Annotated in this window: 11 protein-coding genes and 1 tRNA gene; 6 read left to right on the top strand and 6 right to left on the bottom strand. The window is 67.8% G+C overall.

Annotation, left to right across the window (positions count from 1 at the left end):
- Positions 1-215: 215 nt before the first annotated feature.
- The 6 genes from ccoS to CGK74_RS17760 all read right to left on the bottom strand — a co-directional run bounded on the left by ccoS (position 216) and on the right by CGK74_RS17760 (position 5,974).
- Entirely contained in the window at positions 216-431 is a 216-nt protein-coding gene (gene ccoS, locus CGK74_RS17785; RefSeq protein WP_094269723.1) for a cbb3-type cytochrome oxidase assembly protein CcoS, read from the bottom strand.
- 20 nt (positions 432-451) lie between these two features.
- Complete coding sequence (locus CGK74_RS17780) at positions 452-2,941, bottom strand: heavy metal translocating P-type ATPase (RefSeq protein ID WP_094269722.1); 2,490 nt, start codon at positions 2,939-2,941, stop codon at positions 452-454.
- Positions 2,942-3,092: 151 nt separating this feature from the next.
- The gene (locus CGK74_RS17775) at positions 3,093-3,860 is read right to left on the bottom strand and encodes a 3-hydroxyacyl-CoA dehydrogenase (protein ID WP_094269721.1); all 768 of its coding nucleotides are present in this window, start codon (positions 3,858-3,860) and stop codon (positions 3,093-3,095) included.
- A 134-nt stretch (positions 3,861-3,994) separates the two neighbouring features.
- A complete protein-coding gene (locus CGK74_RS17770; protein WP_094269720.1) occupies positions 3,995-5,245 on the bottom strand; it encodes an MFS transporter in 1,251 nt (416 codons plus the stop codon).
- On the bottom strand, positions 5,235-5,774 hold the full coding sequence (locus CGK74_RS17765; RefSeq protein WP_094269719.1) for a glycine cleavage system transcriptional repressor: 540 nt from the start codon (positions 5,772-5,774) through the stop codon (positions 5,235-5,237). The genes CGK74_RS17770 and CGK74_RS17765 overlap by 11 nt, the downstream gene beginning before the upstream one ends.
- 124 nt (positions 5,775-5,898) lie before the next feature.
- A tRNA-Thr gene (locus CGK74_RS17760) sits at positions 5,899-5,974 on the bottom strand.
- A gap of 340 nt (positions 5,975-6,314) precedes the next feature.
- Here CGK74_RS17760 and CGK74_RS17755 point away from each other — a divergent pair.
- The 6 genes from CGK74_RS17755 to CGK74_RS17730 all read left to right on the top strand — a co-directional run bounded on the left by CGK74_RS17755 (position 6,315) and on the right by CGK74_RS17730 (position 11,927).
- A complete protein-coding gene (locus tag CGK74_RS17755) occupies positions 6,315-7,097 on the top strand; it encodes a sulfite exporter TauE/SafE family protein (protein WP_094269718.1) in 783 nt (260 codons plus the stop codon).
- Positions 7,098-7,101: 4 nt separating this feature from the next.
- Positions 7,102-8,052, top strand: a complete 951-nt coding sequence (locus CGK74_RS17750) for a DMT family transporter (protein ID WP_094269717.1) — start codon at positions 7,102-7,104, stop codon at positions 8,050-8,052.
- Positions 8,053-8,161: 109 nt separating this feature from the next.
- A complete protein-coding gene (locus tag CGK74_RS17745) occupies positions 8,162-9,103 on the top strand; it encodes a nucleoside recognition family protein (protein ID WP_094269716.1) in 942 nt (313 codons plus the stop codon).
- Positions 9,104-9,146: 43 nt separating this feature from the next.
- Complete coding sequence (locus CGK74_RS17740) at positions 9,147-9,509, top strand: CidA/LrgA family protein (RefSeq protein ID WP_094269715.1); 363 nt, start codon at positions 9,147-9,149, stop codon at positions 9,507-9,509.
- Positions 9,506-10,240: an LrgB family protein gene (locus CGK74_RS17735; RefSeq protein WP_094269714.1), complete on the top strand. Its 735-nt coding sequence runs from the start codon at positions 9,506-9,508 to the stop codon at positions 10,238-10,240. Before CGK74_RS17740 ends, CGK74_RS17735 begins: the two co-directional genes overlap by 4 nt.
- A gap of 61 nt (positions 10,241-10,301) precedes the next feature.
- Positions 10,302-11,927 (top strand): MFS transporter, encoded by a 1,626-nt coding sequence (locus tag CGK74_RS17730; protein WP_094269713.1) that lies wholly within the window; start codon positions 10,302-10,304, stop codon positions 11,925-11,927.
- The last annotated feature ends 88 nt before the right edge of the window (positions 11,928-12,015 follow it).

The following is a 12,015-nucleotide window of genomic DNA, read 5'->3' as shown; positions in this document are numbered from 1 at the left end:
ATCAAGGCCGCCTTCCCCGGAAAGGCGCGATGAACCAAAAAAAAGGGTGCGAATGAACGCACCCCCAACCCCAACAGAGAGACAAAAAACCGGCGGCACGAGCACCTTCGCTCAGGACTGCTCAATACCAATGCCGTCAGTATGCCTATTCGCCAAAGCCCGGAGTTGACTTAAGTCAACATCGGGCCGCCCCCAGACGGGCGGCGCAACCTCGATCAGTCGCGCTTCTTCGCGTCGGCACCTCGTCCCACCTGTGGCGTTGCCGCCTCGTCCGCCCCCGGCCGCCCTTCGTCACGGTCGTCCATCAGCATCCTGTACGCCGGCCCCTCCATGTCGTCGTATTGCCCGTTGCGCAGCGACCACCAGAACAGCACGCCGATGATGAAAACCAGCACGACCGAGATGGGGATCAGAATGTAGAGGCTTTCCATATCGTCTCCGCGATCCAGGCTTACTCGCCACGCGGCACGCGCTGCAGGCGCATCGCGTTGAGCACCACCAGCAGCGAGCTGGCTGCCATGCCGATGCCGGCCATCCACGGCGTGACCAGCCCAGCCATCGCGAGCGGCACCGAAGTGAAGTTGTAGGTAAAGGACCACCACAGGTTCTGGCGGATGATTCGCAGCGTCTTGCGCGAGAGGTCGATCGCACGGCCGAGGCTGGCGAGATTCTCGCTCAGAAGCACGATGTCAGCCTGATTGCGCGCGAGATCCGTGCCACCGCCCATTGCCACCGACACATGGGCCTGCGCGAGCACCGGCGCGTCATTGACACCATCGCCGACCATCGCCACGATCGCCCGGGCATCCTGCTGCCGCTCGGCAATCCAGGCCTGCTTGCCTTGCGGCGTCATGCCGCCGTGCGCGTCGCCAACGCCGAGCGAAGCCGCGACCGAGGCCACGACGGCCGGCGAGTCACCCGACAGCACCGAGACCGCCGTGCCCTCGTTGGCAAGGCGCCGCGCCAGCGCCGGTGCCTCCTCGCGCAGGGTATCGGCAAGGCGGAAGGCGCCGAGCCAGCCGTCTTCCGTCGCCAGCGCCACCACCGTTCCGCCCGCGGCAGAAAAGACGTCGAGCGCCTTCGACTGCGGGAGTCCTGCCGCATCGGCCACGTATTGGGGGCGGCCGATCCACACCCGTCCGCCGTCGATCAACCCCTGCATGCCCTGGCCCGTCTCGGCTCGGAGTCCCGCGACCTCGGGCAAGGCCAATCCGGCCGCAGCCTCCCGCAAGCCCGCCGCGACGGGATGCTCCGAACCCTGTTCGATTGCGGCCGCGATCGCCACCAGCTCGTTGGCGTCGCGACTGCCGAGCGGCAGTACCTCCTCGAGCCGCATCCGGCCATGGGTCAGCGTCCCTGTCTTGTCGAACACGAAATGGCTGGCGTGGGCGAGCGTCTCGATGGCGTGGCCGCGCGTGACCAGCACGCCCATGCGCGCCATGGCGTCCGTCGCCACCGTGAGCGCCGTCGGTGTTGCCAGCGACAGTGCGCAGGGACAGGCCACCACCAGCACCGACACGAACACCCACAGCGCACGATCGCTGTCGATGAAATACCAGGCCACGCCGGTGATGGACGCCAGCACCAGCAGCGTGACGATGAACCACGCCGCCACCTTGTCCGACTGCGTGGCGACGCGAGGCTTCTCGGTCGCCGCGCGCTCCATCAGACGACGGATCGCGGCGAGCCGAGTCCCGTCGCCCACCTGTTCCACCCGGAGCAGCAAGGGCGAGGACACGTTGATGCTGCCGCCCGTCAGGCTGTCGCCCGCGCGTTTTGGAATCGGCACGCTCTCGCCGGTCAGCAGCGCTTCATTGACCTCGCCGACGCCATCGACGACGACACCGTCCGCCGGAATGACCTCGCCCGGGCGCACCCGAAGGATGTCACCCGCCTCGAGCTGCGCCGTCGGCACCCGGTCGCCCGCGGTCTGCGCCGGCCACCCGGCGATGCGCTCGGCGAAGGACGGCAGCACCTTGCCCAGTTCCTCGACGCCGCGCACCGCCTTCTGGCGCGCGATCATTTCCAGATAGCGGCCACCGAGCAGGAAGAAGACGAACATCGTGACCGAGTCGAAATACACCTCGGGCCCGTCGGTCAGCGTCGCCCACAGGCTGGCGAGGAAGGCACTGCCCACCCCAACCGCCACCGGCACGTCCATGCCCAGCCGGCGCAGGCGTACGTCGCGCCAGGCACGCTGGAAGAAGGGCGCGGCCGAATACAGCACGACGGGCAGGGTGAGCAGCAGGCTGGCCCAGCGCAGCAGTTGCTCGATGTCCCAGGTCATGTCGCCCTCGCCCGCCACGTAGACGGGGAACGCGTACATCATCACCTGCATCATGCCGAAGCCGGCGACGAACACTCGCCACAGCATCGAGCGCCGCTCGCGATCGGCGATCTGCTCGGAACGCTCGGCATCGTAGGGATAGGCGCGGTAGCCGATCGCCTGGATGGCCCCAAGGATGTCGGAGAGCTTGATCCTGCGCTCGTCCCAGCGCACCCGAGCGCGCCGCGTCGCGTAGTTGATCTCGACCGCGGACACACCGTCCTGGCGGGCGACGTGCTTCTCGTTCAGCCACACGCAGGCCGCACAGGTGATGCCTTCGAGGATCAGCGAGGCCTCGCGTTCGTGCTCACCCACCGGGCGGACAAAGCTCTTCTGGAAATCGGGATGGTCGAAAAGACCGAGCTCCTGCAGTTCGACCGGCATCGCCTCGCGCCGGGTCTCGGGCATCGCGTCGCGGTGACGGTAGTAGTCAACAAGGCCGTTATCGACGATGGACTGCGCCACCGCCTCGCAGCCGACACAGCACATCCTTCGCTCGCGCCCATCGATGCGAACGTAGTGGCGCGTCTCGGGCGGAATCGGAAGACCGCAGTGATAACAATCGGTGTCGACCGCGTCTTGGGTCGTGGCAGCGCTCAGGTCGGCAGCAGTCATCGGCAGCAATGCAAAGCCGCCCCGCAAGGACAATCCTTGCGGGGCGGTCGAATCGGGAGAGCCGTTTTTAGCACATTTCCCCCGCCCCGGCCATTGCGCCGCAACATGCTGCGGCATGCGGACGCAACCTCGGGTCGCGGCGATGCGGCGATTACTTCGCCGCCATGCGGATCGCGCCGTCGAGGCGGATCACCTCGCCGTTGAGATAGGCATTCTCGATGATGTGGCGCACCAGTCCGGCGAACTCGGCGGGCTTGCCCAGGCGCGACGGGAACGGAACCATCTTGCCCAGCGAGTCCTGCACTTCCTGCGGCATGCCCATCAGCATCGGCGTTTCCATGATGCCCGGCGCGATCGTCATGACGCGGATGCCGAAGCGCGACAGCTCGCGCGCCACCGGCAGGGTCAGGCCAACCACCCCGGCCTTCGACGAGGCGTAGGCCGCCTGGCCGATCTGGCCGTCGAAGGCCGCAACCGATGCGGTGCTGACGATCACGCCGCGCTCGCCGCCATCGTTCGGCGCAGCCTTGCTCATCACGTCGGCCGCAAGGCGGATCATGTTGAAGGTGCCGATCAGATTGATCGACACCGTGCGCGCGAAGGACTCGAGCCGGTGCGGCGCCTCGCGCCCCACCACCTTCTCGGCCGGCGCCACGCCAGCGCAGTTGATGAGCCCGTTCAGCCCGCCGAAGCCCGACACCGCACGGTCGATCGCTCCCTTGGCGCTCGCCTCGTCCGTCACGTCGGTCATCACGAAAGCCGCCGCCGCGCCGAGTTCGGCCGCGACCGCCTCGCCCGCCTCACGATTGACGTCGGCCAGCACAACGCGGCCGCCGCCTTCGACCAGCATGCGTGCCGTTGCCGCGCCCAGGCCCGAACCGCCACCGGTCACCACGAATACGCCGTTCTCGATCTGCATCGCTAAACCCCTCGCTCTATCGATTGATTGAAACCTAGCCCGCGAAAATAGTTCACGTTAACGTTAACGTCAATACAAACCCGCGGTGCATGCAGCCCCGCAGCCCGGCCAGTGAGGTCGGGCTGCGCCCGGATTCAGACGCGCCGGACCACTTCGTCGCGCAACCGGCCGCGAACGCGAAGCGTCCAGATCACGAACACTGCGAGCACGACGCCCTCGAGCAGCATCGCGCGCTGCACGCCAATCTGCGCCGCCAGCAGACCCGCCAGCAACCCGCCAATCGCATCGAACCCGAAACGTGTCGAGCTGAAGAAGGATACGACCCGCCCGCGCAGGCGGTCTGGCGCCAACGTCTGCAGCAGCATGTTGGTGGCGACGTTGCCGATGGAGATGCCCAATCCCACCATACCCATCGCGAACATCGAGACAGGCAGGATCCGGTTGTAGGAGAACAGCAGCAGACCCAACGCACTGATCGCGGCCCCGCTGACGACCACGCTGACCAGTCCGGGCAGGTGCTTGCGCGTGGCGAGGAAGACCGTCCCGAGGAAGGCGCCACCGCCGGCTGCACCCCAAAGCATGCCGAGCGTGCGCGCATCGCCGGCAAACACATCCTTCGCGAACACTGGCAACAGCACGGCGTAGCTCGATGCAGTGAGGTTGGCGGTCGCCAGGATCAGAATCAGCGTGCGGATCGGATACTCGGCCCACACGTAGCCCAGGCCTTCGCGAAACACCGAGGCCGTGCTGCCGGTGGCGCGGGGCGACGCCGCCACGCGGATCCGCCACACGCCGAAGGCCAGCGCCGAGAACGACAACGCGTTGAGCACGAAGCAGAAGGCCTCGGATGTCAGCCCCAGCAGCAGGCCAGCCAGCGGCGGACCCAAGAAACGCCCGACGTTGAACGCCATGGCGTTGAGCGCCAGTGCGTTCGGCAGATCGGCACGGTCGTCGACGAAACTGTTGATCTGCGACTGGCGCAGCGGCGTGTCGAAGGCATTGAGCACGCCGAGCAGCACCGACATCCCCACCAGCAGCGCGGGGCCGACCAGGTCGAGCATGGTCAGCGCCGCCAGAACGAGCGCCTGCAGCGCCAGCAGGCCCTGCACGATGATCAGCAAGCGGCGCTTGTCGTGGCGGTCGATCCACGCGCCGGCGAGCGGCCCCACCACCAGCATCGGCACCAGCGCCGCGAAGGTCGTGATGCCCAGCAAGGCCACCGAACCGGTCAGGCGATAAACCAGCCAGGACATCGCCACCTGCTGGATCCAGCTGCCAAGGATCGACACCACCTGGCCGGTGAAGTAATAGCGGAAGTTGCGGTGCCCCAAAGCCCGGACGGGGTCGGGCAGGCGCCGTCTCGGCGCGCCCGGTTCAGCCTGCACTCGCGCTGCCGCCCTCGTCGTTGAGATCGAGGTCCACCATCAGCTCGTTGGCCAGCGCCTCGAGATCGTCACGCACTGCATCGAGCGCAACGCCGTGCGGGAACTCGAGCTCGGCCAAGGCACGGAACAGCGGTTCGCCCGACATCGACGCACTCTCGCACGATGTCTCGAGCGAATCGATGCTGACCCCGTGCCGCGCAAGCACGATCGAGATGTCGCGCACGATGCCCGGACGGTCATGCCCCACGAGTTCAAGCCGGGCGCGACGCAAGGCAGCTGCCGGACGGCTGCTCCCCTGCTCGACTGCCACGCGCAGGCCTTCGGTCTCCAGGCCGCGCAGCAAGGCTTCAAGTTCGGCGGCGCGCGCCGCGTCGACTTCAAGACGCACGACCCCGGCGAACCTGCCGGCAAGCTGTGCCAGGCGGCTTTCCATCCAGTTCGCCCCCGCCGCACTCGCCCGCGCCGCCACCGCACTCACGAGGCCGGGCCGGTCGGGCCCGATCAAGGTCAGGACCACGGAAGTCTTCATGTTCTCTCCTCGCCAACGCCCAAGTGGAAATGGAAGCCTATGGTACGCCTGCGGACAATCGCCGCACACGACGCCCGCAAAGCAGAAAGGCCAGTCCCGAGAGACTGGCCTTTCTGCTTGAAGCTGGTGCCGGCAAGAGGAGTCGAACCCCCGACCTTCGCATTACGAATGCGCTGCTCTACCAACTGAGCTATGCCGGCTGAGGGCGCGCACTATAACCCATCGCTGCTGCGTGTTCAACCACTGCCAACGCCGTTGTGCACGCGCAGGCACCCGCGCGGCCCGGCACTGCCGGCGCATCGACTCATACGCCCACAGCGCGCGCAAGCCGCCTGCTCCAAACACAAAAAAAACTTTTCCAGCCATATTCATTTTCTGGGAACGCTGCACTACACTCTGCACCAATTCGGGGCGGAGGAGACAGGCTCCAATCAGAACGCGACGCCGGGGGATTACCCCCGGCAGCCGCGCCATACCCGGCACCGACGCGCTGCGTCGACCACCCCCCGAACTTCCCAGCCCCTTCCCACGTTCGCCCCCATGGCAGGCCTCGATCTATTTTCCATCGCCCTCATCGGCGTCGCTGCCTTTGCAGCCGGCGCGGTCAATTCGGTGGCTGGCGGCGGCACATTCTTCTCCTTTCCCGCCCTGCTCGCGGTCGGCGTACCGCCGGTCGTCGCCAATGCCAGCAACTCGGTCGCCTTGTGGCCGGGCAGCCTGGCCGGTGCCTGGGCCTTCCGCCGCGAACTCAAGCGTTTCTCGAAAAGCCTGCCGATGCTGTCGATCGTCGCCTTCATCGGCGGCATCGCCGGCGGCCTGCTGCTGCTGGCGACTTCGAACGCCGCGTTTTCGAAGCTGATCCCCTGGCTGCTGCTCGTCGCCACCGTGCTGTTCGCCTTCAGTGCCCAGATCTCCGCGCTGGTAAGGCGCTGGAAGCCCACCCCCTCCGGTGCGGATGAACGCCACATCGGCCCGGGCGGCTTCATTTTCCAGCTCGTGGTCTCGATCTACGGAGGCTTCTTCGGCGCCGGCATGGGCATCCTGATGATCGCCGCGCTCGCGATCCAGGGCTTCAAGGACGTCCACGAGATCAACGCGCTGAAGAACTGGCTGTCGGCCATCATCTACAGCGTTGCAGTGGCCACCTTCGTGGTCGCCAACGCGGTGTCGTGGCCGCACACGCTGGTGATGATCGTGACCGCGACCATCGGCGGCTACTGGGGCGCAGCGGTGGCGCGCAAGGTGCCGGCGATCTGGCTGCGCCGCTTCATCATCGGCGTCGGTGGCGTGCTGACGATCTACTACTTCGGCAAGACGCTCTGAGGCCATGCTGGCCGGTCTCGTCGCGGCGCTCGGCGCCGGCCTGCTATGGGGCCTGGTCTTCCTTACCCCACTGTTGCTTGGCGATTACCCCGGCTTCATGCTGGCGGTGGGGCGCTACCTCGCGTTCGGCGTGCTTGCACTCGGCCTCGCCTGGTTCGACCGCCGCGCGCTCGCCCAACTCGACCGCGCCGACTGGATCGAGGCCGCCAAGCTCGCCCTGATCGGTAACCTGCTCTATTACGCCACGCTGGCCAGCGCGATCCAGCTCGCCGGCGCCCCGCTGCCGACGCTGATCATCGGCACCCTGCCGGTGGTGATCGCCGTCTGCGCCAACCTCATCGACCGTCGCAGCGGCGGTGAGGACGCGGTGCGCTGGTCGCGCCTGGCCCTGCCGCTGGTGCTGATCCTGGCCGGCCTGCTGGTCGTGCATGGCGACAGCGGCAAGCAGCCCGGCGCCGCGCTGCCCGGCGGCCAGTCTTTGGGGCTGGTGTTCGCCGTGCTCGCACTCGCCTGCTGGACCTGGTACCCGATCCGGAACAGCCGCTGGCTGCGCGCGCGCGGCCCCGGCCTGTCGCGCGCCTGGGCGACGGCACAGGGCCTGGCCACCCTGCCGGTCGCCGTGCTCGCGGGCATCGGCTACGCAGCCTGGGACGCGATCACGCCTGGCCACGCCTTCGCCTGGCCGCTCGGCCCGCAGCCATGGCTGTTCGTCGGCATGTGCGTGCTGCTAGGCCTTGCGGCGTCCTGGCTGGGCACCCTGCTGTGGAACAAGGCCAGCCACCTGCTGCCCGCCGCGCTGGTCGGGCAGTTGATCGTGTTCGAGACGCTGGCCGCCCTGCTCTATGCCTTCATCTGGTATCAGCGCTGGCCGACGCCAGCCGAGGCCGCGGGCATCGTGCTGCTGGTGGCCGGGGTCAGCTTCGGCGTGCACGTGTTCCGAGGCAACGAGGGCTGAGCCCGAAGCGCGGACCGCCTCACCAGGCCACATCGACCACGACGCCCGCAGCCCTTATCATCGAACGCCCGATACTGCAGCGCAGCACGACGCGCACCTCCCCCGCACCATGGACCTCCTGACCCAGATCATCCTCCAGGCCGGCCGCTCCGCCGTCGAATTGTCGCTGTTCGTCCTGCTGCCCATCATGGTGGTCATGCTGTCGCTGATGCGCATGCTCGAGGCACGCGGCGTGCTCGACTGGGTCGTCGCCCGTCTGGCCCCGCTGCTGCGCCCGGCGGGCCTGACCGGGCTGGGCGTGTTTGCCGCGCTGCAGATCAACTTCGTCAGCTTCGCCGCGCCGATGGCGACGCTGACGATGATGGAGAGCCGCGGCGCCTCCGACCGCCACCTCGCCGCGACGCTGGCGATGGTGATGGCGATGGCGCAGGCCAACGTCACCTTCCCGATGGCGGCGATGGGCCTGTCCTTCGGCCCGGCGCTGCTGCTGTCGCTGGTCGGCGGCATCGCCGCAGCGGCAGTGACCTACCACGGTTTCGGCCGCCACCTCTCGGCCGTCGAGGCCCGGCTCGACGAAACCCTGCACCACCGCGTGGCCGACGACGCCAAGGGCGTGCTCGACGTGATCAACCGTGCCGGCGCCGAGGCCTTCAAGATCTCCGTCGGTGCGATCCCGATGCTGGTGCTCGCGCTGGTGGCGGTGATGACGCTGCGCGCGACCGGCAGCATCGACGCCCTGACCGGCGCGCTGACGCCGCTGCTGAGCTACCTCGGCATCGACCCGGCGCTGATCCTGCTGACGCTGACGAAGTACATCGCCGGCGGCACCGCGATGATGGGCGTGATGGACGAGATGCTGAAGTCAGGCGCGACCACGATCGCCACACTCAATGGCAGCGCCGGTTTCCTGATCCACCCGTTGGATGTCGCCGGCGTCGCCGTACTCATCTCCGCCGGACCTCGGGTGGCGAACGTGTGGAAGCCCGCCGCGCTCGGCGCCGTCGTCGGCATTGCGTTGCGCACCGCCGGCCACGCGCTGCTGCCCGCCTGAGCCCTGTTAAGCTTCGGCCCTCTCCGACTCCTGCGCTGATGCCATGATCGCTGCCCTGACCCTGCTGCTCGTGTTCCAGCTCGCTGGCGAAGTCATCGCGCGCGGGCTCGGCCTGCCGGTGCCCGGTCCGGTGATCGGCATGGCGCTGCTGTTCCTTGCCCTCCTGCTGCGCGGCGGCCCCTCCGACAACCTGCGCCAGACCGCCGGCAACCTGCTGCAGCACCTGTCCCTGCTGTTCATCCCCGCCGGCACCGGCATCGTGCTGTATGGCGAACTGATCGCCGCCGAATGGCTGCCGCTGGCCGCCGCGCTGGTCGGCAGCACCTTCCTCGCCATCGTCGTCACCGCGCTGGTGCTCAACGCCCTGGTCAAGCGGCGCAAGGCCGACGAGGGAGCCCAGCCATGACGCCGCGCCTGACCGAACTCTGGGTTTACCTGTCGGCCTCGCCGCTGCTGGGCCTGACACTGACGCTGGTGGCCTACCAGGCCGCGTTCTGGCTGTACAAGCGCGCCGGCTTCCACCCGCTCGCCAATCCGGTGATGCTCGCCATCGCGATGGTGGCGACGGTGCTGGCGCTGAGCGACATGGACTACCGGACCTACTTCGATGGCGCGCAGTTCGTGCATTTCCTGCTTGGCCCGGCGACGGTGGCCCTGGCGATCCCGCTCTATGCGCAGTGGCCCAAACTGAAGGCGATGGCCGGCCCGCTGATGATCGCGCTGGTGATCGGCTCCCTGACTGCCGCCCTGTCGGCCTACGGCATCGGCGCGCTGCTCGGCGCCAGCCAGCCCTCGCTGATGTCGCTCGCGCCCAAGAGCGTCACCATGCCGATCGCAATGGCGGTGGCCGAGCCGCTCGGCGGCCTGCCGGCGCTTGCGGCCGCCATGGTGATGCTGACCGGCGTGCTCGGCGCCATCGGCGCACCCTACCTGTACCGCTGGCTGCGCATCGGCGACCACGCCATCCGCGGCTTCGCCATCGGCCTCGCCTCGCACGGCATCGGCACTGCACGCGCCTTCCAGGTCAGCGAGCAGGCCGGGGCCTTCGCCGCGCTCGCGATGGGGCTGAACGGACTGCTGACGGCGCTGTCCCTGCCTTGGATCATGCCTTGGCTGGAACGGCTGTTCGGTCGCTGAGCGCTCACCCGGCCGCAGCAGCCACCCGGGTCCGCAACCCAACGATGCAGAGGAATCACGCGTGCTGACTGCCCTTCACCGCTGGATCGACCGCAACATCCTGGAACTCGGCCGCGAGATGCGGCTCTCCTACCTGCCGCCGCTGATGGTGTATTGCGCGGCCGGCGTCTCGGGCCTGACGGGTATCGTCGGCACCTTCTTCGTCAAGGACTATCTCGGCCTGTCCGCGGCCTTTCTCGCCGCGCTCGGCTTCTGGGCGGGTATCCCGTGGGCGCTGAAGATGCCGATCGGCCACCTGGTCGACCTGATGTGGCGGCACAAGGCCGGGCTGGTCTATCTGGGTGCGTCGCTGATCGCCGCCAGCCTGCTGATCATGATCGGCCTCATCGGCAGCCCGGACGCGATGCGCGCGGTGATGCCGATCGAGGCCTGGTTCGTGCTGTCGGTGCTGCTGTCGCCGGTGGGCTACGTGATGCAGGACGCGGTGGCCGACGCCATGACGGTGGAGGCGGTGCCACGGTTCGACGCGCGCGGCGAACCGATCCCGCCCGAGACCATCCGCCTGATGCACACCACCATGCAGATGCTCGGTCGCGTCGCCATCATCGGCGGCACGGTGCTGGTCTCGCTGGCCAACGTGGCCATGTTCCAGGGCTCGGAGACCCTGCCCGAGGCAGACAAGGTCGCGATCTACCTGCGCATCTACGAACTAGCGCTGGTCATCCCGCTGCTGTCGGTTAGCGGCGTGCTGCTCGCCGGCTTGCTCAAGCGACGCGAGGCGAAGCGGCTCGCTGCGCTCGGCCGAAGCCGCGCCGAGATCGATCGCCTGCTGCACGATCCGGAAGAGAGGACGCCGCCGAACTGGTGGATTCTCGGCGGCAGCGCGGTGTTCGTGGCGCTCACCATCGGCATCGGCCTCTCGGGTTTCAGGTACGGCCAGGAAGTCATCTTCGCCACCTCATTCGCGATCATCGGTTTCATGATCACGCGCCTGCTGCGCGAACTCTCGCCCGAGGCTGCGCGCACCCTGCTCGGCACCGTCATCATTATCTTCGCCTTCCGCGCCCTGCCCGGCCCGGGCGCCGGTGCGAGCTGGTGGATGATCGACGAACTCGGCTTCGACCAGAGCTTCCTGTCGCGGCTGGACCTCATCACCAGCACGCTGACGCTGGCCGGCCTGTTCCTGTTCCGGCGCTTCATGGCCGAGAAGTCGATCGTCGACATCGTGATCTTCCTCACCATCGCCTCGACGCTGCTGTCGCTGCCGATCATCGGCATGTTCCACGGCCTGCACGAATGGACGGCCGCGCACACCGGCGGCGTGGTGGACGCACGCTTCATCGCCATCGCCAACACCGCGCTCGAATCCCCCCTCGGCCAGGTATCGATGGTGCCGATGCTGGCCTGGATCGCAAATTCCGCGCCGCCCCACCTCAAGGCGACCTTCTTCGCGGTGATGGCCTCCTTCACCAACCTCGCGCTATCGGCCTCGCAGCTCGGCACCAAGTACCTGAACCAGCTCTACACGATCGCACGCGAGATCAAGGACGCCGCCACCGGTGTGGTCACCACGCCCGCCGACTACAGCGAACTCGGTGCGCTGCTGATCACGGTGACGCTGCTCGGGCTGCTGCTGCCACTGAGCGCGATCCTGCTGACCCGCATGGCCCGCCTGCGCAGCGCATGAGCGTTCTCGCGGCGGCACAGCCGAGTTGACCTGCCGCATTGCCTTGCGCGCGCGGCAGGCGGAAACTTGAGCCCATTCCATAAGACGG

The organism is Thauera propionica (assembly GCF_002245655.1).
Lineage (GTDB): Bacteria > Pseudomonadota > Gammaproteobacteria > Burkholderiales > Rhodocyclaceae > Thauera > Thauera propionica.
This window is presented reverse-complemented; position numbering and strand designations above follow the sequence as displayed.